Raw genomic sequence first — 24,474 nt, forward strand, 5'->3', positions numbered from 1 at the left:
ACTGTATCCGGATTGGAAATAATTAATTTATACGTGAGCTTCATGGGAAATAGTTTATAAATAGGGTATGGATCAGCGGTTTGTCGTTGCTATGAAAGTAGCAGCATGAACAAACCAGCCTCCATCCACTAAAAAACCACCAACATGCAAGCTATCACATAGCGTGGAAATCGCATGGTGCATGCATCAACGTTCTGTTTCGATCCAACCACGGAATGGCGCGTTGGGCTTACCGGTTTACGAAGCTCCCATTTTTGCGACGCTATCATTCCGTTTTGCTTCATTACCAAGAGCGCATTCAGCATCGCATTGCACCACGCAACTGGTATGGCTGAAGGCTTGCTGCTATAGAAGGAAATGCTCCCGTCGCCATGAAAATTTTTGGGAGGCAAAATCACTAAGTTATGATTCCTGTGGGCAACAAAGCCCTCAGGTTTTGAAGTGATTAAGCTGCTGCGTTAAGCCGCGCGCAATATGATCCACTTGTGCCGCATTTTCGGCACTATGCCCAATCGAGGTGCTGGTTTCCTCAACCATTTGGGAAATATCCTCCACACGCGAGGCAATATTATTACTGGCCATTCCTTGCTCCCGGGTGGCATCAGCCACTTCGTTCAGGTGGCTTAAGGTGCTTTGCGCCCCAGCACAAATGCGCTCCAACGATTGAGTCACATGCTGGCTGAGCAGTACGCCTTGTTCTACCTGTGGCAGCGCACCTTCCATCACATTGACGATACTGAGTGTGTCATTTTGCACTGCGGTCAGCATCTGTTCGATATCGACGGTGGCGTGCGAAGTGCGCTCAGCCAGCTTGCGCACTTCATCGGCCACCACTGCAAAGCCGCGGCCTTGCTCGCCCGCGCGGGCCGCTTCAATCGCCGCGTTGAGCGCCAATAGATTAGTTTGTCCTGCAATATCTTTGATCACAGCGGCAATGCCGGAAATCTCGCGTGCTTTGCTATCGAGTTGGCGAATTTGCACCGTGGCATCCGATACGGTGCTGGCAATTTGCTGCATGGTGGTGCTGGCATCAGTAACTTGTACGACACCGGCGCTAGCCAGCTCGCTGGCCTGCTGCGAGGTTTGCCGTGTAATCTGCGAGCTATCCGAAATATGGTTGATGCTCACTGTTAGCTCTTCCATCGCCGCCGCCATCGAGGTGGTGGCATCGGCTTGGCGCTGGGCGGCTTGTGAGATTTCTTTGCTGGAGCCGGCAATCTGGCTGGCTTGAGTCCCCAAGTTTTCAGCGTCGGCGCGAATCTGGCGAATGATTTGGCGCAGTCCTTGCGTCATTTCTCCTAGGTTGGCCAGCATGCTGCCGGGGGCGGCCTGCCCCACATCGGCTTGCAGGTCGCCATCGGCGATGCGGCGCATAATACAGATGGCATCCTGTGGCTCACCACCGAGCTGGCGCACAATGCTGAGCGTAATTTGCCAAGCCAGCAAACTCAGTAATAGCGCCATTACCCCTAGTTGCAACAGTCCAAGCCAAAAATTGCGTTCAAATTCATGGTCGATGTCATCAATGTATACCCCTGAGCCTAAAATCCAGTCCCAGCCTTCGATTAACTTGGCGTACGAGAGCTTGGGTTCCGGCGTGCTAGAGCCAGCTTTGGGGAAGTAATAATCGACAAATCCGCCGCCAGCGAGGGCGACTTTGCTCATTTCCCGAATAATATATTTGCCCTGAGTGTCTTGTTGATCACCTTTATATTGGCCTTCTATTTCAGGCTTGGTCGGTTGTAGTACGTAAACCTGCTTGGTGTTGAAGATGAAAAAATAGTCGCTTTTGTTGTAGCGGACATTGCGCAGCGCAGCCACGGCGGCTTGCTGGGCAACGCTATCTGACATTTTGCCTTGCACACTTTGCGCGCGAAAATGCTGCACAATGGCTGCCGCGGTTTCGACCTGATTGCGAACTTGGGCTTTACGGCTGTCGAGCAAATTTTGGTGTTGGGTACTTAATTGCAGCTCACACAGGATTGCCATCCCGCCAAGGGCTATAAAGCTCAAAATTTGTAGACGTATTTTGATTTTTAAACTCATCAACCACTGCATGGTAAATCTCCCCGTACTTTAGTACGAAAATATAGTATCTAATCACAATAAATAATTAATTAAAGAATATATGGACAAGTGCGATTTCAAATTTACCAAAGCCAGCAAGGTAAAGATTTACCTGTCTCATTAAATTAATCAAAAATAACTTGTATTTGTTAGTGATGATCAAAGGCACTAAAAACAAATTTTTTTGAAGAAATTAAATCTTTTTCTTTTAAGTTGTTTAGATTTGCAGCAGATAAGATTCCTCCATCAACTGAAATCGTACTGAAAAACATGCTAGAGTCAATTAATTTTGATGTGTAGTTCAGTATTTCCCCAGCAGTTATGCCGCTTGATTTTAAGAAGTCATATGCTAATGGAGTTATTTTTTTTAAAACAACAGACTCGAGTCCGGAGTTATTTCTGTACATCTTAATTATTTTTATCTCGGATCCAGGGTGGTCTGCCTCAATTAAAAAAATATCGTTAAATCGCATGTTGCTAAATAATATTCTTTCATTCAACGGATTTTCCTTGTTTCTAAGGTCAATTACTATGTCTTCATTCAGTAGTGATGAGGTTATATATTTCAAATCTGTGACATCTTTACTTACTGTTTGACAAAGTCCAAGATTTTGAATCCATAATGCATTCCTGCTTGTGTTGCATGTTGCTAATATGAAAATATCTAATTCTATCGAGTTTTTAATCAGCTGAATAAGGCAGTGTCCAATATAAGAGTCTCCACCTAAAATTAGAATGTTGTTCTGTTTCCTAAATTTGTTATTTATGATGTTTTTCATATACGACATAATTGTATATGCAGATATTATTGTTAAAGGAAGTGCTGCTGCTGATTTTGGCCCCATTTTCATTGGTAAATGACCCGCAAGTGAATGGTGAACTGCTTGTAGTTCGGAATAGCATCCGGGTCTATATATTGTCCCTGCATACCATACGAAATCCCCAACCTCAAATCGATCTGTTTTTGTCCCTTTTGATTCTACAACCCCCACTGCATCCCAACCCGGGCGCAAATAATTTCTGAAATTGTTCGTTTTCGAATGGTAAAGATCATTAAAGTCAATATTGTTGCTAGATACGGCTACTATTCTAACAATCAACTCTTCATCTTTCTTTTCTGGTTTTTTTGTATCTATTTCTACAAGCTTTCTTTTTTCTGTGTCTAATATGATTGACCGCATTTTATTTTTTGGTCTTTGTGGTTATGTTGTTTTTTGAATAGGTTGTTATGTTGATTTTTTGACTTTAATATTTTTTACGTCTATGGCAATTTTCCTGATTGCGGAGTATGGATGGCGCAATAAAGCATGTAAGCTTATGTTTGGGTTTTTATCGATTTTCGTATGCATTTCGAATCGCATGTTAGACATATGTGACGCTGACGATTTTTTGCATCAAATATTGATTTTGTTGAGTTTAATGAAACCCATTTTGCGCATTTGTAGCAAAATACATTATCTTCAGGTTTAGTCATTTTCTTTTTATACTAGATAACAATCTGATATCCGTAATTATCGCCATGCTTGGCCTTTAAGGATCTTATATGGCAAAAAGGATTTTCCCCATAAAAATCGGTAAATTTCCTTGACATTAATTGAGTGTCATTGAACCCTGAGTGTATTGATGCATATTCAATTGATTTTCCATCTAGAAGGAACTTTATTACAAAGAACAACCTAACCGAATCTAATATATGAGAAAAGATTGAGCCTTCGTTTGAAAGGTTTTTTATTAAGTTTGTTGTGGTGATTGAAAACTCATGCGATGCTGAGATTAACGAATGATCAGTAGTAGGATTCTTGGCTATTAGGTGCTTTATTCTCTGGTATAGTCTTATTGTGTTGTTGTGAAACAATCCCGAAAGTAGGCCGTTTCTATTTAATTCTGCGTAAAATGATTTTATTAAGAATAATTCTGTTGATGTTCCGAAGTTGATGCTGTTTTCTTTTATTTCGAAAATCAAATCGTAAAAATGCTTAACTTCAGACCTTGGTTTGTGCGTGAGATATTTTTCTAAGCAGCATTCTTTGCTTGTTGATTCTGGATTAATTGTGAAACTTATTGATCTGGCTTTGAATTCAGTGTTGTGGCAGTCGAATTCTATCCATAAATAGGTGTCGGCTTTTACAAACATCCATTCTCCATGGCTCATGTTTTTTGATGAACATAAATCAAAAACTCTTAATTTTCCTGATGTTAATTCTATTATGGTTGGTGAAGTAAATAAGACATAGTTTTTATTTTTAAAAATAGTGCCATCAATGTTATTAATGAAAATCATGATTTATATGGATTCCATTTAATGGTTGCTTGATATTTTAAATTATAAAATTGATTTCTTAACTGGGTTATGATTTTCTGTTTTTGGTGAAGCTGTATTTGTCTAGCTTCTGGGTGTGGGAATGTTGTACATTTTTATTATATTTCGGCCTATATCTGGCTTTTTTACTGGTGGTAAACATTCTGTTTTCATTGATGTTTGCTTTTCGTCTTTGGTGGATTTTTATTGCCCCGATTAGGTATTGTAAACTAGTATTTCTAGTTTTATTTTAAGCGTCATGAAATTATGTTTTAATATATTTTTAATAATAAATTTTAAAGTTTTGTTTATTGCTGTTTTTTTTGATTAATATAAAAATATATGTATTTAGTAGGCTTTGTTGCGGCTTTGTTGCACAAATCCGCGGCGTAGTGCCGCTGGTAGAATAGCTACATGAGCAAACCGGCGTCCAACAAGTACAAAACCACCAACTGGCCAAGCTATCACGCAGCTTTGAAATCGCGTGGCGCATTAATGATTTGGCTTGATCCAATGCTGAAATGGGCTGCTGAGCCCACTGGCAAGCGCGGACGAAACCCCACTTTTAGCGACGCTGCCATTCAATTCTGCCTCACCATCAAATGCCTGTTTGGCCTCGCATTGCGCCAAGCAACCGGCATGGTTGAAAGCCTACTTCGGCTCGCCAACTTAGATTGGAACGTTCCTGATTCGAGCACGATCTCTCGTCGATAAAAAACGCTGAAAGTCACGATTCCTGCCCGTCAAAGTCAGGGGGGACTGCATTTACTCGTCGATAGCACAGGATCAAAATGCTCGGTAAAGGTGAATGAAAAACCAAGAAACATGGCGCTGAATATCGGCGTCAATGGCGCAAAGTTCACCTCGGCATTGATGCCGAAACCCTTGAAATTCATGTGATTGAAGTCACTGACAACAAGACAGGCGATGCGCCCATGTTGCCAGAACTGTATGAAGCAGATCCCCGAGTCTGAAGAGATAGCAGCGATTTACGGTGACGGCGCTTACGACAGCAAGGAATGCCACAACGCCATTGCAGCTCGCGGAGCGACTGCCATCATTCCCATGCAAAAGAACGCACAATTCCGAAAGGAAAATACGGTGGGTGCGCGAGCTAGAAATGAGATTTTGCGAGCGACCAAACGCTTGGGTCGGAGGATATGGAAAAAGTGGTCGAGCTATCACTGGCGCAGCTTGGTGGAAACTAAAATGTGTTGCTTTAAACTATTGGGAGAGCGCGTGATGGCGCGGGACTTTGATTGTCAGGTTGCTGAGTTGCAAGTACGTGCAGCGATCCTAAACCGCTTTACGCAATTGGGCTCCCCGACGACGGTGCGTGCGGGATAAATCTGTCTGGGGTTTGGGGTAGTTCATCCTCAAACTGATTTGTCCAACAAAGCCCCGTTCATCACCAATTGATCCAATGCTAACTGTGTTTTCAGTGTCCGTTTAGTTAAGGATTACAGCCTCAAGATACTCGCCTGTGGACTTCAGCTTCTCGGCCTAAGCAGAAGCCTGACATGTAGAAATTCAGACTTAATCCGAAAGTTTAGTGAATGCACAAGACTTTTCGCGTGCTTGCCATATGGTTGAATCAGCATCACGTATCTAGAATCTCGTTCGATGCTTAGACTGAAATTACTAAGGATAACGCCATAATTGAACAACTTCTTAAAAATACATAGTGCTTTTTTGTGCCCGCTATTATCTGATTAGCGAATTTGTAAGATAATTGACGCAATTGATTCATTTTAAGAAGCAGCTCAGTATCATGAATAAACGATTCGCCCCTGATTTGACCGCTTTTCAGGCAAGATACGAAGCGCAAAAAATTGCTTTCGGCCCTGTGGTCTTTCAGTGTGTACGAATTGCTTGGCAAAAAGGCTTGCTAGCCAGCCTAGCGCAAGGGGCGTTGAGTTGTGAGCAATTGATGGCGAAGCATCAAATGAGCGCTTATGCACTGAATGTATTACTTGAAAGTTGCTTATCTGCAGGGGTGGTCGCGTCAGTGAACGATTGCTGGCAGCTCGAAAAAACCGGCTATATGCTGGTCAATGATAAGCTCACGCAGGTTAATTTTAATTATGTTCACGATGTATGCTGGCAAGGTTTGTTTGATTTAGAAAAATGCCTTGATGCCGAGCAACCCTTGGGTTTGGCGCATTTAGGGCCATGGCAAACTATTTATCAAGGTTTATCGGATTTACCGGAGCCAGCCAAAACATCATGGTTTGAATTTGACCATTATTATTCCGATTCAGCTTTTCCTGAAGCCTTGCCTAAAGTCTTTAAATCAGCGCCGCAGCGCTTGATGGATATTGGGGCAAATACTGGTAAATGGGCGAAACAGTGCTTGGATTTTAATCCAGACGTTGAGCTCACATTAGTTGATTTACCCATTCAGCTGAATGTTGCGCAGGCCAATTTATCGGCTGCAGGCTTATTAGGCCGCGTATCCTTAGCTCCGCGCGATTTACTTTCGGCAGATCTGGCGTTTCCAAAAGGGCACGATGTCATCTGGATGAGCCAGTTTTTATCGTGTTTTTCGCTAGACAATATTGGCCGAATATTAAGCAAAGCCGCCGAAGCGCTGCCCACGGGCGGCAAGCTGTATATTCTGGATACGTTTTGGGATAGACAGCAATTTGATATTGCAGCCTATTGCCTGATCAATACTTCGCCTTATTTCACCTGCATGGCCAGCGGGAACAGCAAAATTTATCGTGCTACTGAGTATATTGCCTGCGCAGAGCAAGCAGGTTTAGTGCTGGGCCAAAGTTGGGATGGTTTGGGAATTTCGCATACTTTGCTGCAATTTCACAAAACCGGCGCTTAAAACATAAAGCGCCAGTTTTTGAGGCTTGCCTAGGCCGCGGTTTGTGCCCAGCGCTGGAAAATCAGCGAAGTATTGATGCCGCCAAAGGCGAAATTATTGCTCATCACATACTCGCATTGCATTTCACGCCCAGCTAATGGCAGATAATCCAATGCGCCACAAGCTGGGTCGAGCGAGTCGAGATTCACATTGCCCGCAAACCAGCCGCCATTGAGCATTTCAATGCTCATCCACGCTTCTAGCGCGCCACAAGCGCCGAGCGTATGACCAAAATAGCCTTTGAGTGAGCTCACAGGCATTTTGGCGCCAAACACGCGATGTGTTGCCTGACTCTCAGCAATATCGCCTTGATCGGTTGCTGTGCCGTGCGCGTTGACGTAGCCAATGTCACTTGCGCTTAAATCGGCGTTGTCGAGCGCAAGGCGCATCGCGATTTCCATCGTTGCACTTTCTGGGCGGGTCACGTGTGCGCCGTCCGAATTGCAGGCAAATCCGACGATCTCGGCATAAATATGCGCGCCGCGCGCTTGGGCGTGTTCGAGTTCTTCCAAAATCAGCGTGCCAGCGCCTTCGCCGATCACTAAACCGTCACGGTCTTTATCGAATGGGCGCGGCGTGGTGTGCGGCGTATCGTTCTTGGTGCTGGTCGCATACAGCGTATCAAACACCATCGCTTCGGTCGGGCACAATTCTTCTGCACCGCCTGCCACCATCAGTTTTTGCTGGCCATATTTAATGGCTTCATACGCGTAGCCAATACCTTGGCTGCCTGAGGTGCACGCGCTCGAAGTCGGAATAACGCGGCCTTTCAAACCAAAATAAACGCCGATATTCACCGCTGCCGTGTGGCTCATCATACGCAAATACGAATTGGCATTCAGGCCATTCACGTCTTTTTCAATCAGCGAATAGCCAAACGCCTGAATCGCCTCGGTACTGCCGGTCGACGAGCCATACGCGACGCCCATTCGCCCATCCTGAATTTGTGGATTATTCAGTAAGCCCGCATCTGCTAGCGCGCATTCGGTGGCGTACACGGCCATCTGCGCAACGCGGCCCATCGAGCGCGTGTGCTTGCGAGTGTAGTGCGCGGGCAGCGCAAAATCAGGTACGGGGCCAGCCAAATGCGTATTGAGGTCGCGATACTGCGCCCACTCGTCAATACGGCGAATGCCAGTTTGGCCCGCACGCATGGCATTCGCAATCGTAGCCCAATCCGAACCCAAAGAAGTAATGCCGGCCATTCCGGTGACAACAACACGTTTCATATTTGCTTAATGTGGCTTTGTTTTATGCAGGGTATTTTACCTGAGCGCGAGGGGTCATTACCGCGCGATGATCAATCAGAGCTGTTCGCGGCTTTAACACAGCCCGCCGTTCACCGAAATCACTTGTCGTGTCGTATACGCCGCGCCTTCACTCATCAAGTAGCTCACTGCGGCGGCCACTTCCTCGGGGCGGCCCATGCGAGCCATTGGAATCATTTTTTTGATTTCTTCCAGCGCGGGTAAATCGTCGACCATTTCGGTTTCAATCAGACCCGGCGCGACGCAATTGACGGTGATTTTGCGGCTGGCCAATTCAAGCGCTAGCGCTTTGCACGCGCCGATCAAGCCAGCTTTGGCGGCGCTGTAATTGACTTGCCCACGGTTGCCAATCAGGCCCGAGACCGACGCAATCGCGACGATGCGACCGGCTTTGCGGCGGCGGATCATCGGCATCGAGAGCGGATGAACGACATTATAAAATCCATCCAAATTTGTCCCGAGCACCAAATCCCAATCGTCGTCAGACATGGCTGGAAAAGCCGTGTCGCGCGTAATGCCGGCGTTGATCACCACGCCATACGGTGCGCCGTGTGCTTCAATATCCGCTTCGATCGCCGCGCGGGTTTGCGCGCGATCACTAACGTCAAAGCAAATCAGCCGCGCTTGCCGTCCCAGCTCGGTGATTTCAGCTTGCAGCTGGCGCACGCTCGCCTCATTGCTGCGATAGTGCAAAATCAAATCAAAACCGTCTTGCGCCAGTTTGCGCGCCATCGCTTGGCCTAGGCCACCGCTCGCGCCAGTAATTAAAATTGTGTCGTTCATGCTGCTAAAAATCCCTCTGGGTTAGGCGGCTGAAAGCCGTTGATGCGGGCGCTGAGTACGATCTCGCTGCCGTCGCTGTGTCGCCCCGTGACCGTTGTTTCAAACACACCCATGCCGTTGTCGCCTTGAATCACTTCGCTGCACTTGACGGTTAAGTGCGTGCCTGGTTTAAAGCTGGCGACATTGCTCTCAAAAGCGCGGGTGCCGAGTAAAAAGCCGATTTTGGGCGCTTCGCCACGCACGTGCGCGCGGCAACCACTGAGCGCTGCGACCGCTTGCGCCATGTATTCAATCGCCACATACGCAGGCACGTCGCCGTTGAGCGCCGCATCGTTAAAAAAATGATCACACGGTACGGTTAAGGCCGCAGTGAGGTTTTGTTCGTCAAATTCGATGATTTCATCGAGTAAAATCATCGGCGCGGCGTGCGGTAAAACTTCGGCGGGAGTGTAGCGGCTCATGGTTCAACTCCTTGGAAAATCAGGCTGACATTATTGCCGCCAAACGCAAAAGAATTACTCATCGCAGTCTTGAGCGGGTAGCTTTGCCCAGCCTGCGGCCAATGCAGAGCGGGCAAACTCGTATCAAAGTCACCATCGCCGATTTGCGGCGGCAAATGCTGCATTGGATTGAATTGCTTTTGCAGTAATAAATAACAAAAAGCCGCTTCAAGTGCGCCAGCAGCACCTAGGGTATGTCCGGTTAGCGCTTTGCTAGAGCTGCTTGGCGGCAAATACGCTCCAAATGTATCTACAACGGCTTGGCTTTCCATCGCGTCGTTCAGCGGTGTGGCGGTGCCGTGTAAATTTAAGTACGAAATCTGCGCGGGGCTTAGTTGCGCATCGACTAAAGCCGCTTGCATCGCAGCACTGGCACCGCGGCCTTGCGGGTGCGGGGCGGAAATATGATGCGCGTCGCAGCTCGCGCCGTAGCCAGCGAGGCGTACTGGGCCGATGTTGTGACTCATGATGAACAGCGCGGCCGCCTCGCCGATATTGATGCCGTCCCGCGCTGCGCGAAACGGATTGCACGGCGCAGCACTGACCGATTCGAGCGCGGCAAAACCATTCAAGGTCAATCGGCACAAGCTATCTACGCCGCCGCATAGCACGACGTCGACCAAGTTCATTTTCAATAAGCGCCGCGCGGTGATCAGTGCACGTGCGCTGCTCGAACACGCGGTCGAAATCGTATAAGCCGGGCCTTTGATCTGATAAAGCTCGGCCAAAAATCGCGCCGGATCGCCCATTTCATGACGCTGGTAGCTGTAGTTGGGCTGAGTGGGCAAACCTTGTTCGAGCTGCGCCAGCGCGCTCTCGCTTTCGGCAATCCCCGACGTACTGGTTCCCAATACAATCGCCACGCGCGCTGCGCCGTATTGCGCTAGCGCGGCCTGTATCGGCGCGTCGATTTGCAAGGCTGCAGCGTACAGCTGTTGATTGTTTCGGCTGTGATAGTGCGCCAGTGCGGGCGGCAGCTGCGGCAGTTCGCCCTTGGCTTGGCCGACCCACGTTGGGCGTTCAATCAGCGCTGCGTCGGCGGGTGTCAGTCCGCGCTGGCCCGACAGTAGGGCCGTGATGTTGCCGTCAAGACCGATACCCAAGGGGGATATCAGCCCCAGATGATTTAAATAGGCGCTCACTCGGGCAATACCTCGATGCTTAGCTGGTACTCAGGGCGGATGAGCGTGATTTTACCGTCTTCGCGCACGATCTGCGCCTGCCTTTGCTGGCGAAACCACCATTCTTCGCCACCGTTTTGCTCAATACGTCGCCAATCGGCGCCGAGTTGGGCGTTTGCGCGCGCATGCGTCATCTCAAAATCGCGCCACACTGCCGCCAAGGGCATTTGCGCTGGCCACAGTGGGCCGGGCTCGGTGATGAGCTGATTGCCTTGGCGGGTAATGCTAAACAGCCTTTGCCCGGTGGGGGTGATTGCAACCACGCGCAAAGTCTCGCCATCGCTTTCAACCCGCGCCGTAAACGCCACGACGTGCTCGCCAGCCGTTAGGGTGAGCAATTCACTTTGCGCCAAGGGGCCAAAAGCGCTGACTTCAAGCATTGGTGCCTGCTGCACGAAAGGTGTGAAACTGGTGCATGCGAATAAAAGCGAGCACAGTAGGATGAGCAATAAGCTGCGTAAATGATGGATCATATTGTTTGCTGGTGCTGTGTGCTTAATGATTGGACGCGGGCTAAGGGGGCGAAAATAAAAGCAAGGCTAATGCCAAATAACACCATCAAGCCAAACGATTGCGCGGCGGGAAGGCTGGACATCGCTAGGAGCCCAAATGACAGCAGTGTCGTACTCGAATCGAGCATGACGCCCAGCATCGCGCAGTGACTTTCTTCTCCCGATTCGCGAAAGAAAATCGCGTAATCAATACCCAGTGCCAGTACGATCAGCAAAGCAAAGGCTGAAAAGAGATTCAGTGCTATACCCATTAGGCCAAACAGCGCCAGCGCGCCGAGCGAGGCTAAAACCGACGGCACAATAATCAGCGTTGCGCCGCGCCAGCCGTGGCGTGGCACCATCAGCATGAGCATTGCCAGTAAAGATGCCGCAGTGAGCGCGAGCGCCAGATTACGGTAACGTGCCATTAAATCGGATAAATCATCGACCCGATCGACAAAGCGCACGCCGTCGACGCGAATCTGCGCCAAAGCGTTTTTGTCTTTAATGTTCGACAGCAACACCAGCGAGGCGTAGCCACGCTCGGTTTTACCCAGCCACAGCAGCGCATCGCCACGGCCTAAATCACGTTCTAACCAGCTTTGCACATCAATCGTTTTTGCCGCCGCCAAAGCCGCGCGATCGGCGTTGATCGCCGTTTCGCTCAAGCCCAACTCGCGTAGCCACGCGCTGTATTGCGGCGCAGCGAGCGCGTGTTGCAGGGTGGCGATATTGCGAGTTTGCGTCGCCATATCAGGCAATTGTTGCGAGATCGCGCGCACCGAGCTGACTTTTTGTTGCGCTAAAAGCGGATTAAGCTGCGCAAGGAGCGCGTTTTCACGCTGTAAAACCTGTTCGGCATCGCGTCCTTCGACGAGGAAAAATTGATTTTCGGGCGCGTGCGGAAACAGCGCTTTAATGCGTTGCTCCATCTGGCCCAACTCAGGATCAACAGTATAAAAACTATGCAAATCGTCGTTGGCGCGCAGCTGGCTTAAGCCGTATAGCGCTGGAATCAGCAGCAGAACTAGATATTTTTTGCTGGGTATTTGTGCGTAGAGCTTAATAATCGATTCGGTTAAGCGCATACCCTTGGTGTTGGGCTGGTAGTGTTTGAGTAAAACCGGAAACGCCATCACTACGGTGAGGTAGGCGGCGATCAAGCCGGTCGATGAAAAAACCGCGATTTCGCGCAAGCCCGGAAACGGTGCAATCGCCAAGGCCAAGTAACCCGTCACGCTGGTTGCAACGCCATAAAACAGCGCTGGACGGAGTTGCTGCACGGCATGAGCGATCGACCAGTTGCGATCCGCCCCCAAGCTATCGGCAAAGCAATGCGTGCCATAATCAATCGCGACGCCAATGAGGCTCGCGCCAAACACCAAGGTGAGCACATGAATGCTGCCAAACACAGAGCTCGTGGCCAAAATCGCAACGCCAGTGGCGACCAGCAGGGGAATCAGGCAAAACAAGATTGCGCTGACGCGGCGAAACGCCAGCCACATCAAGAGCACCGCGCCAAGCCACGAGCCTATCCCGATGCGGTTGATTTCTGCTTTGGCGGTTTTGCTCGCAAGATCGGTATGCAGCGCCACGCCGGCGGCCAGCGCATCGACGCCGGGGGTGTGTTTGGCAAAGCTCAGTGCGGCCTTGATCGCACGTGCGGTTGGGGCAGGGCCAGATTGGGCGTTGTTGCCTTCATCATTGCCGCCATCGTTCCCACTATCATCGAAGGCTTTGGTTTTGCTTTTGGCTTCGATCAGCGCCCAGACTTTGTTTTCGCCGTGTAGTAACACCACGCCGCTGCTGGGGTCAAAATCAATGCCCTCGGCGAGCCGACGGCTGATTAAATCGCCGGCCAAAAATAGCGGGTCTTGGCTTAATAGGGCTGCGCGCAAGCTGCCCAGCGGGCCATACAGTTGCGCGGCTTGATCTTGCAAAAACTGCTCAAGCTCGCCGTGTTTGAGTAGCGCTATCGTTTCAGGCTTGGCCAGCGCGTAACGCAAGGCCTTGGCGCTTGCAAAAGCATCGCCGCGCGGCTGGCGCAGCGTCACGCGGCTAAACGCGCCAGATTGCAGCAGTTGCGCAGCGGCTTGATCGGCAGCGGCAATCGCCGCAGGCGCGGTGCTGGCACCGATCAGTAGCACATGGCGCTCGCCAATTTGCTGCTCAAGCTGTCGCACCGCACGTTGCGCGACCGGATCGCTTTCGCCGCTTGGCAACAGCGCCATCAAATTGGTTTGTACTGGCAAACCACGTAGGAATAAGTTGGCGAGCAAAATACTCATGATAAGTATTGCCACGCACCATATTCTAAATAAGGCTTTTTGCGATATACCTAACATTATTGCAGTATAAATTTACGTTCTTCGTCGGCGCTGAGCGTGCCGGCGGGGGTGACATTGCTGAAGGTGTAGTGCGTGCTATCGCCATTTTTTTCGGCGATATCGAGCTGCTTGAGCGTCGCTGCACCGCTGAGCGTCAGGCTGTTGGCAAAGCTGGCAAATAGGCCGCCTTTGGGCGTGAGTTCGAGTTGCCAGTTTTTCCCGTCAACTTTGCCGCTAATCGTAAAATCGCGCTCGAGCACCGCCCAATCATTGCCGACCAAAGCCATAAAAATCCGCGACACTGCGCCATAGCCGGGCTGGGTTTTTGCGTCGACACGGGCGATGGTTTTACCTTTGACGCGTTGAATCAGTGTCTCGCTGGTAATCACCGCGTCGGATGCGTAGGGTTTGGCAATTTGCCACAGCAGACCTTTGTCTTTGAGGTAGACAAATTCACCGCTTGAAATGAGTGGTTTGTTTAAATTGGCGATGCGTTTTTCTTGGCGAAATTCACCGCGTTGCGCGTCTTTAAGCGTCACCCGCGCTTTAACGTCGTCGAGCAGCGCGGCCTTGGCGCTGCTGGTGAGCAGCAGCGTGATGAGCAGTCCAATACGGACGAGGGAAAACACTTTATTCGTTGACAGTCGATTCATGGTTGTAGCCCCAGTTTTTCAAACAGCACTGCGGGCGAGACGTAGCACATTTCGCGTGTTTGCATATTGACCGCCACTTGTACGGTGTGGCCCTTGGTGAGTAAATCACCGCTCGCAACGTCGTGAATGCGGTAGCTGATTTTTAAGCGGTTTTCCCACTCGACGATGCTGGCGCTCACGCGCAATTTTTGCCCGTAAGTAGCAGGGCGCGAATAGCGAATATTCAAGTCAATTACCGGCCACGCATAGCCTGACGCGCGCATGCCCGGGTAATCATAATCAAAGCGCTGCAAAAGCGCGCAGCGCGCCAGCTCGAAATATTTCACATAATGCCCGTGCCAGACGACTTCCATCAGGTCGATATCGTGAAAGGCTGGCGTGACTTCAATGCTGTGCGTGAGGTTTGCGCTCATGCTTTGCCACCAGGCACGCTGAAGTTTTGCGCTTGAATCGCCGCGATCGTCGCGCGTAAATCGGTGTCGAGCGCGCGATCTTCCAATAAATGCGCTGAAATTGCGCGCACTTCTGTGATGAGCGCACCAACGCCGCTGGATAATTGCGACGCTTTGAGTTCGCCCTGCGCCATTCTGAGCTCAACGCCTTGCACTGCAGCGAGCGCATGCGCGGCGACGACTTGCTCGGTCAGTTGCAATACGCGCAGCGCGTCGCGTGCGGCAATCGTGCCCATGCTGACTTTGTCTTGGTTGTGGCATTCGGTCGAGCGGCTAAATACACTGGCTGGCATCGTCAGTTTCAGCGCTTCGGCGGCCCACGACGACGCACCGATTTGCACCGCTTTAAAGCCGTGGTTGATCGCGCGACGTTCGCCGCTGGCGCCGGATAAATTACTCGGCAAACCGTGGTTGTAGCGAGTATCGACCATCAGCGCGAGCTGGCGGTCCATCAGGTCGGCCAGATTGGCGACGCAGTTTTTCAGGCTGTCCATCGCAAACGCGATATGCCCGCCGTAGAAATGCCCGCCGTGCAGCACGTGTTCGCCTTCGCCGTCGATGATCGGATTATCGTTCGCGCTATTGAGCTCGTTTTCGATGAATGATCGCAGCATCGGTAGCGCGTCGGCGAGCACACCGATCACGTGCGGCGCGCAGCGGATCGAGTAGCGATCTTGCAGGCGCAAGCCTTCACGCGGCGCTTCGCCTGCGAGTAAATCATCGTGTATCCACGCCGCTACTTCATTTTGCCCCGGATGCGGTTTAACCGAGAACAGCTTGGCGTCAAAGTGATAGCTATTGCCGTCGGTTGCCAATGAGGCCAGTGCAGTAAGGCGCGCGCACAGTTTAACGAGGTATTCAGCGCGACTGTACGCAATGCACGCCAAACCCGTCATTACCGCGGTGCCGTTCATCAAGGCCAAGCCTTCTTTCGGCGCGAGCGTCAGCGGCGCGATATTGAGAGCGGCAAAAGCATCACTCGTGGGGTATGGTGTGCCATCCTTGTAAATTTGGCGCTCACCGGCCAATACGGCGGCCACGTATGAAAGTGGCGTTAAATCGCCACTCGCGCCGACCGAGCCTTCTTCGGGAATCACTGGCACTAAATTCTGGTTGATTAAGGTTGCCAGTTGTTCGAGCAAAACCCAGCGCACGCCCGAATAGCCTTGCGCCAGTGAGAGCAGCCGCGCAGCTAAAATGGCGCGGCCAGTGTAGGCGTCGAAAAACGCGCCCAGACCGCAACCGTGATAGGTGTAGAGGTGCTTGGGCAGTTCAGCGACCAAGTTTTGCGGAATACCAACGGTGCACGAATCGCCGTAGCCCGTGGTCACGCCATAAATTTCGCCATGCTCGGCGAGCAGATTGTCTAAAAACTGGCTGCCGGCATGAACGCGGCGGCGAAACGCGGGGTCGGCAGAGAGTTGCGCGCCGCTGCCGTTGGCAATCGCGAGGATGTCTTCGATGCTCAGGCGCTGCGCGCCAAATTCTATCGGTGTGGCGATCTTATTCATGCTCGCTCCAGAAAGGGTAAAAGTTAAACCACTGCAACGGGGCAAGCTGGCAATAATGGGTGAGTCGATCGGCGTAGCGTTGCGCAGATTGATTTAACCACGCCTCGCGCTGCTGGCGCGGGACGATTTCAGGCTCGCTTAAAGTTTCAAAATACAGGTGCAGACCGTCGCTTTGTTTGAGGCACACGGCCAGCACCAGCGGGCATTGCATCATCAGCGCGAGCAAGTGCGGCCCCAGAGGTAAGCGCGCTGGCTGGCCGAGAAAATTAACGTCTAGCGTGCGAGCGGTCGCGGTCGTATTTGTGCTGTGAACTGGAACGCGATCGGCGGCAATAACCAGCCATTCGCCACGTTCGACGCGCTCAGAAAGTTCGGCGGCCAGTGCTGCGTTAATGTCTTCAACCTGAATTAGCCGAATTGTTCGCGTTTGCGCGCGCGCGGCCAAAATTCGGTTAAATTGCTCGGCGTGTTGGGTGTGTACCAGTATGTTTAAACGCAGGCTTTCATTGGCTTTTGACAGCGCCTGCATCGCTTCGGTATTGCCCAAATGCGCGGTGAGCATAATGCCGCCTTGGCCTTGAGTCAGCCGTTCGAGCATCATTTCGCGGCCAAGGCAATGGACTTGAGCGTGATCGATGTCGTTCGACCATGCATGAAATTTGTCGAGTATGGTGTCGGCAAAGCTTAAAAAATGCCGCCAGCTTAGCCAGTAAGTTGCTCGCAGATGAAGTTGTGGCGCGAACTGCGCTAGCTTCTGTAGGTATTGCTGCGAGGCTTGCCGCGCAAGTCGGCCAAAAATAAAAAACCACGCCAGCACCGGGTATAAAATCAGCGCAAACAAGGGGCGACCGCCGAGTGCATAGGCGTGCAGCATCAATTTCATGCCCCAATACGCGATTTGGCCGCCGCGTTCTTTTTGCACACTCCACGCTGTGCTTGGCTGGCTTGGATTCATCGCTGAAACCACCGTGCGATCAGGCGTGGGCTGCGCCAGAGCATGCCGAAAAACAATTTGGCATGCATGCGGGAAATCAACACATTGTCGCGCCAGACGGCGAAATGCGATACGCCATCGAGCGGGTATTGTACCGGGGTCGGCAATTGAAGAATCCGCATGCCCGACCAATACAGCCGCACCATCACTTCAACGTCAAAATCCATACGGCTGCCAAGCTTTTCGCGCTCAAGCAGCGCACACGTTGCCGCCAGCGGATAGACGCGAAAGCCGCACATCGAGTCTTTAATTGCGAACGATAGCGTGTTAATCCACACCCAGATATGCGTGGCGTAGCGCCCATACAGCCGACCTTTGGGTACCGACTCGTCGTAAACCGGCTGACCGGCAATCAGCGTAGCAGGCTGAGTTTGTGCTGCGCGAATAAATTGCGGTAGATCTGGGGTATGGTGTTGACCGTCAGCATCAATCTGAGTTGCGTGGCTATACCCTAATGATTTTGCCCAGAATAAACCGGCGCTGACTGCGCCGCCTTTGCCTTGATTGACCGCCAAGCGTTTTAGGCTGACCCAGTCGGCGTGTTGCTGGGCTAATTGTTCAAGCACGCTTTGACACGCGGCGTGGCTACCGTCGTCGATCAGCAAGCAGGGTAGTTTAAATTCACGCAGCGATTCGAGCACCGCTCCAATCGCGTGCTCGTGGTTGTAAACCGGAATGACGATGCAAGGCTTGAATTGACTCATGCGGCAAACACCAAACGTCCCGACGAGTGCGCGCCTTGGCTTGAGGTATACGCAAAGCTCAGGCGCTGCCGCGTTTCATCCCAATCCAGTTGCAAACTTAATTCAGCGCCCGGCTGGATAATTTGTTGGAATTTGATCACGTCCATGCGCTGAAATTGGCCCGTAATCGCAAAATACTGGCGCGCCAATTGCGCCGCCCAGTGAATTTGCGTTACGCCCGGCAAAATCGGCGTGCCCGGGAAATGGCCAGCAAAATAGGCAATGTCGGCTTTAACGTGCAGCTGCAATTGGCATTGTGCGCCGTTGACTTGCTCGGCGACGATTTGCGGTAGCAGCACCGCGGGCATAAATAGCGCGCTGAGTGCGGCCTGCGTGGTTTTGCCTTGCGCATTCATCGGTAAGGCTGCAACAAAACGCCAGCGGCGCGGCAACGCCAAGGTTTCAATTTGCCCGGTGAGCTGTTTTTTCAATAGTTTGATGAACGCGGTTTTACCCAGTTGAGCAAGGAGGGCGTTGCCTGCCAGATTAAGCACTAACACCGCATTCAAACTCTGGCGACCTTGCTCATTGGCGGCAAATACCGCAGCATCGTCCACCTCGGGTAAATGGGCTAAGGCTTGCTCGACGCCAACCAAGGCGATGCGTTTTTCTTCGATTTTCACAATCCGGTCGAGCCGCCCCAGCAGGGTAAAGCTGCCGTCGCTGGCTAAATTGGCCGCGTCGTCCATCGTATGCCATTGCGTATCGGGTAAATGCGCCGAGCAAATTTCCAGCGCGCCGTCCTGATTGACGCGCAAAGCGACGTCGGGCAAGGCTTGCCAAGCAGCCGATTGAGCGCCTTGCGTGCGCCATGCCACGCCGCCGGTTTCGGATGAACCAAATATTTCCTGAATCGGTAGCGCGCTGCGCTGGCTGATTTCACGCGCCACTTCAGCGCCGAGTACGCCTGCAGATGAAAATAGGGCCGCTAAATGTGGTGCAACTTCATGCCAAGCAAGGTGTTCGCCCATGCGCTTGTAGTGTGCTGGGCTAGCGACCCAACTCACTTTGGCGTGCGCTAGGCTGAGCGCAAATAAATGCTCGGGGAAAAACGCCGTCTCGGCGGCAAACACCCGCCCGACTGCAATCGGCCACAACACGCGAAACAGCAGACCATACAAATGCTGCTGGCTCACCGTGCTTAAAATCACCGAATCAGCGACTTGCGCGCCGAATAGACTTTCCAGTGCTTGCACTTCAGCAAGCAATTGCGCATAGCTTTTGCGGATTGCTTTGGGCTCACCGCTTGAACCTGAGGTGTAAATATATAACTGGCACGCCGTGCTATTGATTTCTTGCAGCAGGTATTGATGCCCAGCGGGCGCGGCAACAATCAGATCACTGATGTTCAGGCCAAAGTCTTCGTCGTCCGACAGGCGCAGCGTACACGGCGTAGCGTGCACGCGAGTTTCATCGCCCGGTAAGTGCACGATTTTGCCGGTTTGCCAGGCTGCAAACAGCGCGACAGCAAACCAGTATGCGTCGCGACAAAACAGGCAGATGGCGTTTTCGTCGTGCGCGGCCAAAGTGTGCGCCAAAGCGGCCACTTGCGCGGCAAACTCGGTGCTGGAAATAAGCCGATCTTGTTGAAATGCAAAATCGTAAGCAGGGGTATTGCTATCTAGCCATTTATTCATATTTGCTTCTTGCGAATACGCTGCCGTAGTATCCATTCGCCAGCCATCAGTAAACCCATCAAGACATAGGCAATCAGGCCATTGTATAAAGTCCAATCTTCCCAACTGGCATACAGCGCCGTCCACAGCGCGATACTGCCGTTGACGATGAAAAATCCGCACCACACTTGCGTGACTCGCCGCGTGTAAACGACTCCACTGTCAGGTAAGTCGGGCTCGGTCAGGCGCGCTAAGCGTTCTATCAGGCTTTGCCCGCGCCATAGGCTGCTGGCAAAAACGCCGAGCATCGCCAAATTAATTAGCACCGGATAATAGCGCAGCAAGTCGGCCTGTTTTTGGATGTACAGTATGCCTGCCAACGCAAGAATAATAGCGACTTGCAGCGCTATACCTGGCTGGCGATAAGCGCTCAGACCACGCATAATTGCCAACATTAGCAGCAGCGCGGCAAAGGCATCGGTGCTTGCATGTCCGAGTGAAAAATACACCAGCGCAGGGTAGGCCAGCGCCAAGAGCGCCCCGATCAGCGCCAGTGCCGCTTTCATTTAGGCTTGCTGTAATTTGTAAACTGCGTCGACGACGTCTTGCACCGTGCGCACTTGTTTAAAGTCTTCAGGGCTGATTTTTTTGCCGACTAAAGATTTTAATTCGGCCGCCATATCAACGGCATCGATGCTGTCGATTTCTAGATCGGTGTAGAGCTGCGCGTCGGGGGTGATGCGGGCTGGGTCGATTTCAAATAGCTCGGCAATAATGCGGACTACTTCACTGTGAATCGCCGTTTTATCCATGTTTCTCTCTCTATTATTTTTTATTGGCGCTGCGCGCTGACAAATTCAGCCAAACTGCGAATTGATGCGAAATGCTGGCGATTTTCGGCCGAATCGCTTTGCAATTTAATGCCGTAGCGTTTTTGTAGGCCAACGCCTAATTCAAGCGCATCGATAGAATCAAGGCCTAAGCCTTCATTAAATAAGGGGCTTTCGGTATCAATATCGTCGACCGTAATGTCTTCAAGATTCAGCGTCTCAATAACAAATAATTTAATTTCGTTGATCAGCGTGTTGTCCACGGTTTAATTCCTGAGTGTAAAGTGCGGTGAGGTCGCTATTAAGGCGGCGAGCGGCAATGGGGTCGCTATGGGCTTGGCGATAATGACTTAAATCGATATCGTCGAGGACCTTTAATGTCATGACGAATCGGCGCGGCGGAATTTTGTACCACTTCTCGTTCTTGGTCAAAGTCGTTGGGCTAACGGTGATGAGCACTGGCGTTAATACCCGCGCGCCTTTGATCGCGATCGTCGCTGCGCCACGGTGAAATTGCAGGCTTTGCCCGGGCGTGGTGCGTGTGCCTTCGGGAAAAATAATCAGGCAATCGCCGTTTTGCAGTGCGTTCACCCCGTCGAGCACCATTTGCTCGCTGCTGTGATTCGGGATAAATCCTGCCGCCGTCACTGGGCCGACCATGCACGGGTTGCGCCACAGGCTGCCTTTGACGACGCAGTTAGGCTCATTGATGTGCGCCATCATAAACACGACATCAAGCAATGAAGGATGGTTGGCAATCACCAGCTGGCCGGGCCGGCCGAGCAAATGCTGGCCTTCGATCTGCCATTGCATAATCCCCAAAAAGCGCATCCAGCATAAAAATTGGTAAAAAACCCAATGAATGATTTTCCTAGCTTGCTGTTGGCGGCGCGTAATCGGCGTTGCCATATTCATCAACGGGAAAAATAAACCCAATAAAGAGCCACCAATACCAAAGCTGCTAAATGCAATTGCTGTACCCACTAGGCGTCGAACCCAGTTCAGTTTCAGTTGCCAAGTCATAATTTGGTCCATTCCCAATCACAATCATTTCCAGTCGTGATTAATTGGGACTGGCTAGATTGCCACCAGCTGAAAAAATCATGTCTTGGGTTGGAGGGATGGTCGCTAGATTTTGCGATTGCACTTAACTGCAGATTGGCTGTACCCGTATCAATCATGCAGGAAAGGGCAAAGCGTTGTTTTGTTTCCAAATCATCAGGGCTCAATACCTCAGGGACTGCTTCGTCTGAGTACATCAGCAAGACCTGAGGCTCTGGAGCGTCACAGAGCATGCCAGCAACCTCAACGAAGGCCAATGGCAATGTGTCTAGGCCGGCGCTGATTGCGCTACACTCATCTTTCTGTTGTGCCAGAATACTCCAAAGTCCTTGCGCTGCATTGTGCACCGAATGACTAAACATTGCGGGAGATATGAGCTCACCATGCGCCAAGGTTTTGAGCATCTCTACAGTTTGTTGTATTTCCCCATGTCTCGAGGCAAATATGCATCGTATTGGTGTATTTTCAGGATTGATTTGATGAGCCAACTCTAGGTTAATACGCGCTAGAGCAGATAAACGGCGGCGTTGCAATGCAGGGATAAAATCAAGGCGCGGGGTAGTATCGTTATCGTTGTGCCAATGCCTAGTGCGCGAAATATTGAGTTGGATTGACCAAAGTGCTGTGCGCATTGCGGGTAAAGCCATCTGTGCAGTGTGAAAAATACATAAATTTATAGCTAGACAATTATGGCATGAATTGAATTTGTATGCATGTAGTGTTCCAAGTTAGTATTAAGTTTGTTCTTTTTAATCGTTAGATGAATGGAGTTTGTATTGATGAAAAAAGTGATTGTACTGATTTTAGCGCTAATGTTTAGTCTGCAAGTTCAAGCGAGACAAATGCCAATGGAACAACCCCCGCGCGTAATTTTTACTGAAAAAATGGGTTCAGGCATGAGTGCTGAGCAAATCAAATCGAATATTGTGTCAGCGGGTAATCGATTCGGTTGGATGGTGATAGGGAGTGAAGAAGGGAAGGTTACACTTCAATACAATAAGGGCAATGGTAAACATGTGGTTACTATTGCGGTTGTGTATGACATGAAAGGCTATCAAATTAATTATGTCGATAGCATTAATATGAATTATGAAGTGGAAAACGGCGTTCCAAATATTCATCCTAATTACAATCGCTGGGTTTTTAATTTAAATAAAGAAATCAATAATTCAATGTACTCAAAATAATTCTGTGATGACATTGAATCGCCCCTAATTTCGTAGCCGGTTTAGTCTGCTTTGGCCGAGGTGCCGATGTCGAGTGCAAGGTCTGAATGGCCGCAACACATCAGGTTGCGGCCATTGTATTAGGCTATGCTTTTCGGTTTTCTTGGCTTGCTAGCCCTCTGTCTCGGCTTAGCTTCTCGCGTAAGCATCAGGGGATCAATAGTTGCTACGGGCGCGATAGTATCGAACCATTTTTCGCGGCCGAGTGTTCGTAGCACGACAACCAGTGTGTGTAGCGACGAGCCGTTGCCACATTCCAAATTTCGCAAAGCTCGGACGCTAATCCCAGATCGGTCTGCAACGGTCTTTTGGTCTAGGTTCCGGCTAATTCTGAGCCTTTTGATTTTCTCTCCAAGCTCGGCTTCGATTTCATACGAGGTCAATTGCATTTGAGCTGATCCTTGGTTGGCTGCGCCAAAGGCTTGCGTAGCCCATTTAAATTAATGGGCTGTATTGTGCCTCTTAAGCTTGAATTGTTACATAAAAGGCAGAAATGTGCTGTTTGTTGCAGTGCGTTCTTTTGGGTTTTCGGGTTTTTGTCACGTTGCTTCAGCGTCGGTAACGCCAAAATCATGTTGTTGATGTCTGCGTAAGAGTATTATTTTAGCTTTTAGCGGCATTATTATGCCTTTAATGACAATTTTTCGCTTTAATCGGCATAAAAATGCTCATTGTTGCTCGTGTATTGTACTAGAGGCTAACAATCGATATTTTTGGGTTGCCATGTGCAACCCAAACAGCCCCCTTCATAGAAGGGGGCCGAGTGAGTGATTGCCTCTGCGTTAATTGGCATGCCGTATGGCCTTTGTGTTAAGCATGCCCCTCGTTTCTGCCCTAAATCATGTTCCTTTTTGATGGCTGACACAGTCAGCGCAATTGAGTATTTCGCTCGATTAAAGCGTCTGGAGGATTTCAGTCGCCAAACTGATTTCCCCATGCGATGTGCGCGCCAACGCACATCGCCATTCCACCGTTCATTGCATCATCTTTGCGTCTTGTCGTCTTCACAGCTCTTCCTGACTTTCGATCAGGCATCATGGCCGAAAAGACCCGCTCATACTCTTTCGGGATTGGCGGAGTCGTTACTTCCGTTCCGAATTGGTGCCACCCAATTCGGACCTCCAAGAGCATTTCGCACCACTTAGTTCACATCTTACGTTCATGCAGGAACGCTACTGGCTCACATTACGGCAATAACAAAGGGCTGAAACCTCGTTTCAGGGAACCGAACCGGGAAAAGCGTCTCCCTTACTCCTTAAGTTATTGTTGCTCCGTGATGCTTCCACCAATTTGCAGGCACTGTTGGCCCTATATAGCTTCTGCACTTTCCATCTTGGACCCATACGGCCCGTTTACAGGGTTAAGCTCTCAGTCCAGCTTGCAGCTTCCATGTCGCTACTCATGGTCACTGACACGCTCGGCCGATGCGTCCAAGACACTTGTCTTGTCGCACCGAGGCATACCTCACGATATGCGGTAACGCAGCCCTCCTGGATGGCACAACTTCCGCGATTTTCTCGCGGCTAATTGGGTGAGACTCGCACTCACTTTTCATATGAACAGGAATATCAGGGCATTTGCTCCCTGAGTCCGTTT

At 50.5% G+C, this 24,474-nt stretch carries 23 protein-coding genes and 1 pseudogene; 3 read left to right on the forward strand and 21 right to left on the reverse strand.

Going from position 1 to position 24,474, the window contains the following annotated elements; translation table 11 throughout:
• Positions 1–429: 429 nt before the first annotated feature.
• The 3 genes from HZU75_RS12570 to HZU75_RS12580 form a co-directional block, all read right to left on the reverse strand.
• Complete coding sequence (locus tag HZU75_RS12570) at positions 430–2,046, reverse strand: methyl-accepting chemotaxis protein (RefSeq protein ID WP_180306371.1); 1,617 nt, start codon at positions 2,044–2,046, stop codon at positions 430–432.
• A 170-nt stretch (positions 2,047–2,216) separates the two neighbouring features.
• On the reverse strand, positions 2,217–3,248 hold the full coding sequence (locus tag HZU75_RS12575; RefSeq protein WP_180306372.1) for an alcohol dehydrogenase catalytic domain-containing protein: 1,032 nt from the start codon (positions 3,246–3,248) through the stop codon (positions 2,217–2,219).
• Between the two features lie 305 nt (positions 3,249–3,553).
• Complete coding sequence (locus tag HZU75_RS12580; protein ID WP_180306373.1) at positions 3,554–4,348, reverse strand: helix-turn-helix transcriptional regulator; 795 nt, start codon at positions 4,346–4,348, stop codon at positions 3,554–3,556.
• 432 nt (positions 4,349–4,780) lie between these two features.
• Here HZU75_RS12580 and HZU75_RS12585 point away from each other — a divergent pair.
• Positions 4,781–5,713: pseudogene (locus HZU75_RS12585) on the forward strand (IS5 family transposase).
• 424 nt (positions 5,714–6,137) lie between these two features.
• Complete coding sequence (locus HZU75_RS12590; RefSeq protein WP_180306374.1) at positions 6,138–7,202, forward strand: class I SAM-dependent methyltransferase; 1,065 nt, start codon at positions 6,138–6,140, stop codon at positions 7,200–7,202.
• A gap of 29 nt (positions 7,203–7,231) precedes the next feature.
• Here the strand turns inward: HZU75_RS12590 and HZU75_RS12595 are convergent, their stop codons facing one another.
• The 17 genes from HZU75_RS12595 to HZU75_RS12675 form a co-directional block, all read right to left on the reverse strand.
• Entirely contained in the window at positions 7,232–8,470 is a 1,239-nt protein-coding gene (locus tag HZU75_RS12595) for a beta-ketoacyl-ACP synthase (protein ID WP_180306375.1), read from the reverse strand.
• 93 nt (positions 8,471–8,563) lie between these two features.
• Positions 8,564–9,292: a 3-oxoacyl-ACP reductase FabG gene (gene fabG / locus HZU75_RS12600; protein WP_180306376.1), complete on the reverse strand. Its 729-nt coding sequence runs from the start codon at positions 9,290–9,292 to the stop codon at positions 8,564–8,566.
• A complete protein-coding gene (locus HZU75_RS12605) occupies positions 9,289–9,753 on the reverse strand; it encodes a hotdog family protein (protein WP_180306377.1) in 465 nt (154 codons plus the stop codon). The genes fabG and HZU75_RS12605 overlap by 4 nt, the downstream gene beginning before the upstream one ends.
• The gene (locus HZU75_RS12610) at positions 9,750–10,934 is read right to left on the reverse strand and encodes a beta-ketoacyl-[acyl-carrier-protein] synthase family protein (RefSeq protein WP_180306378.1); all 1,185 of its coding nucleotides are present in this window, start codon (positions 10,932–10,934) and stop codon (positions 9,750–9,752) included. Before HZU75_RS12610 ends, HZU75_RS12605 begins: the two co-directional genes overlap by 4 nt.
• Positions 10,931–11,353: a DUF3261 domain-containing protein gene (locus tag HZU75_RS12615; protein ID WP_180306379.1), complete on the reverse strand. Its 423-nt coding sequence runs from the start codon at positions 11,351–11,353 to the stop codon at positions 10,931–10,933. The genes HZU75_RS12610 and HZU75_RS12615 overlap by 4 nt, the downstream gene beginning before the upstream one ends.
• A gap of 89 nt (positions 11,354–11,442) precedes the next feature.
• Positions 11,443–13,752, reverse strand: a complete 2,310-nt coding sequence (locus tag HZU75_RS12620) for an MMPL family transporter (protein ID WP_180306380.1) — start codon at positions 13,750–13,752, stop codon at positions 11,443–11,445.
• A gap of 56 nt (positions 13,753–13,808) precedes the next feature.
• Positions 13,809–14,444 (reverse strand): outer membrane lipoprotein carrier protein LolA, encoded by a 636-nt coding sequence (locus tag HZU75_RS12625; protein ID WP_180306381.1) that lies wholly within the window; start codon positions 14,442–14,444, stop codon positions 13,809–13,811.
• A complete protein-coding gene (locus HZU75_RS12630) occupies positions 14,441–14,857 on the reverse strand; it encodes an acyl-CoA thioesterase (RefSeq protein WP_180306382.1) in 417 nt (138 codons plus the stop codon). The genes HZU75_RS12625 and HZU75_RS12630 overlap by 4 nt, the downstream gene beginning before the upstream one ends.
• A complete protein-coding gene (locus tag HZU75_RS12635) occupies positions 14,854–16,407 on the reverse strand; it encodes an HAL/PAL/TAL family ammonia-lyase (protein ID WP_180306383.1) in 1,554 nt (517 codons plus the stop codon). Before HZU75_RS12635 ends, HZU75_RS12630 begins: the two co-directional genes overlap by 4 nt.
• Positions 16,400–17,362 (reverse strand): lysophospholipid acyltransferase family protein, encoded by a 963-nt coding sequence (locus HZU75_RS12640; protein WP_180306384.1) that lies wholly within the window; start codon positions 17,360–17,362, stop codon positions 16,400–16,402. The genes HZU75_RS12635 and HZU75_RS12640 overlap by 8 nt, the downstream gene beginning before the upstream one ends.
• Positions 17,359–18,105, reverse strand: a complete 747-nt coding sequence (locus tag HZU75_RS12645; RefSeq protein WP_180306385.1) for a glycosyltransferase family 2 protein — start codon at positions 18,103–18,105, stop codon at positions 17,359–17,361. Before HZU75_RS12645 ends, HZU75_RS12640 begins: the two co-directional genes overlap by 4 nt.
• Positions 18,102–19,817, reverse strand: a complete 1,716-nt coding sequence (locus HZU75_RS12650) for an ApeI family dehydratase (RefSeq protein WP_180306386.1) — start codon at positions 19,815–19,817, stop codon at positions 18,102–18,104. Before HZU75_RS12650 ends, HZU75_RS12645 begins: the two co-directional genes overlap by 4 nt.
• Positions 19,778–20,326, reverse strand: coding sequence for a COG4648 family protein (locus tag HZU75_RS12655; protein ID WP_180306387.1), 549 nt, complete (start codon positions 20,324–20,326; stop codon positions 19,778–19,780). Before HZU75_RS12655 ends, HZU75_RS12650 begins: the two co-directional genes overlap by 40 nt.
• Positions 20,327–20,572, reverse strand: coding sequence for an acyl carrier protein (locus HZU75_RS12660; protein WP_180306388.1), 246 nt, complete (start codon positions 20,570–20,572; stop codon positions 20,327–20,329). It abuts the gene before it with no gap.
• Positions 20,573–20,592: 20 nt separating this feature from the next.
• Positions 20,593–20,853, reverse strand: coding sequence for a phosphopantetheine-binding protein (locus HZU75_RS12665; protein ID WP_180306389.1), 261 nt, complete (start codon positions 20,851–20,853; stop codon positions 20,593–20,595).
• A complete protein-coding gene (locus HZU75_RS12670) occupies positions 20,825–21,613 on the reverse strand; it encodes a lysophospholipid acyltransferase family protein (RefSeq protein ID WP_228028053.1) in 789 nt (262 codons plus the stop codon). The genes HZU75_RS12665 and HZU75_RS12670 overlap by 29 nt, the downstream gene beginning before the upstream one ends.
• A complete protein-coding gene (locus HZU75_RS12675) occupies positions 21,610–22,284 on the reverse strand; it encodes a beta-ketoacyl synthase chain length factor (RefSeq protein WP_180306391.1) in 675 nt (224 codons plus the stop codon). Before HZU75_RS12675 ends, HZU75_RS12670 begins: the two co-directional genes overlap by 4 nt.
• Before the next feature lie 147 nt (positions 22,285–22,431).
• Between HZU75_RS12675 and HZU75_RS12680 the strand changes: the two genes are divergently transcribed.
• Positions 22,432–22,839: a hypothetical protein gene (locus HZU75_RS12680; protein ID WP_180306392.1), complete on the forward strand. Its 408-nt coding sequence runs from the start codon at positions 22,432–22,434 to the stop codon at positions 22,837–22,839.
• Between the two features lie 119 nt (positions 22,840–22,958).
• Here the strand turns inward: HZU75_RS12680 and HZU75_RS17805 are convergent, their stop codons facing one another.
• Positions 22,959–23,267 (reverse strand): helix-turn-helix domain-containing protein, encoded by a 309-nt coding sequence (locus HZU75_RS17805; RefSeq protein WP_228028054.1) that lies wholly within the window; start codon positions 23,265–23,267, stop codon positions 22,959–22,961.
• Positions 23,268–24,474: the final 1,207 nt, after the last annotated feature.

Source organism: Chitinibacter fontanus (assembly GCF_013423785.1).
GTDB classification, from domain to species: Bacteria; Pseudomonadota; Gammaproteobacteria; order Burkholderiales; family Chitinibacteraceae; genus Chitinibacter; species Chitinibacter fontanus.

Coding starts and splice junctions, on each gene's coding strand:
- HZU75_RS12570 (WP_180306371.1), bottom strand. CDS start 2,046: ATGAGTTTAAAAATCAAAATACGTCTACAAATTTTGAGCTTTATAGCC.
- HZU75_RS12575 (WP_180306372.1), bottom strand. CDS start 3,248: ATGCGGTCAATCATATTAGACACAGAAAAAAGAAAGCTTGTAGAAATA.
- HZU75_RS12580 (WP_180306373.1), bottom strand. CDS start 4,348: ATGATTTTCATTAATAACATTGATGGCACTATTTTTAAAAATAAAAAC.
- HZU75_RS12590 (WP_180306374.1), top strand. CDS start 6,138: ATGAATAAACGATTCGCCCCTGATTTGACCGCTTTTCAGGCAAGATAC.
- HZU75_RS12595 (WP_180306375.1), bottom strand. CDS start 8,470: ATGAAACGTGTTGTTGTCACCGGAATGGCCGGCATTACTTCTTTGGGT.
- fabG (WP_180306376.1), bottom strand. CDS start 9,292: ATGAACGACACAATTTTAATTACTGGCGCGAGCGGTGGCCTAGGCCAA.
- HZU75_RS12605 (WP_180306377.1), bottom strand. CDS start 9,753: ATGAGCCGCTACACTCCCGCCGAAGTTTTACCGCACGCCGCGCCGATG.
- HZU75_RS12615 (WP_180306379.1), bottom strand. CDS start 11,353: ATGCTTGAAGTCAGCGCTTTTGGCCCCTTGGCGCAAAGTGAATTGCTC.
- HZU75_RS12620 (WP_180306380.1), bottom strand. CDS start 13,752: ATGAGTATTTTGCTCGCCAACTTATTCCTACGTGGTTTGCCAGTACAA.
- HZU75_RS12625 (WP_180306381.1), bottom strand. CDS start 14,444: ATGAATCGACTGTCAACGAATAAAGTGTTTTCCCTCGTCCGTATTGGA.
- HZU75_RS12630 (WP_180306382.1), bottom strand. CDS start 14,857: ATGAGCGCAAACCTCACGCACAGCATTGAAGTCACGCCAGCCTTTCAC.
- HZU75_RS12635 (WP_180306383.1), bottom strand. CDS start 16,407: ATGAATAAGATCGCCACACCGATAGAATTTGGCGCGCAGCGCCTGAGC.
- HZU75_RS12640 (WP_180306384.1), bottom strand. CDS start 17,362: ATGAATCCAAGCCAGCCAAGCACAGCGTGGAGTGTGCAAAAAGAACGC.
- HZU75_RS12645 (WP_180306385.1), bottom strand. CDS start 18,105: ATGAGTCAATTCAAGCCTTGCATCGTCATTCCGGTTTACAACCACGAG.
- HZU75_RS12650 (WP_180306386.1), bottom strand. CDS start 19,817: ATGGATACTACGGCAGCGTATTCGCAAGAAGCAAATATGAATAAATGG.
- HZU75_RS12655 (WP_180306387.1), bottom strand. CDS start 20,326: ATGAAAGCGGCACTGGCGCTGATCGGGGCGCTCTTGGCGCTGGCCTAC.
- HZU75_RS12660 (WP_180306388.1), bottom strand. CDS start 20,572: ATGGATAAAACGGCGATTCACAGTGAAGTAGTCCGCATTATTGCCGAG.
- HZU75_RS12670 (WP_228028053.1), bottom strand. CDS start 21,613: ATGACTTGGCAACTGAAACTGAACTGGGTTCGACGCCTAGTGGGTACA.
- HZU75_RS12675 (WP_180306391.1), bottom strand. CDS start 22,284: ATGCGCACAGCACTTTGGTCAATCCAACTCAATATTTCGCGCACTAGG.
- HZU75_RS12680 (WP_180306392.1), top strand. CDS start 22,432: ATGAAAAAAGTGATTGTACTGATTTTAGCGCTAATGTTTAGTCTGCAA.
- HZU75_RS17805 (WP_228028054.1), bottom strand. CDS start 23,267: ATGCAATTGACCTCGTATGAAATCGAAGCCGAGCTTGGAGAGAAAATC.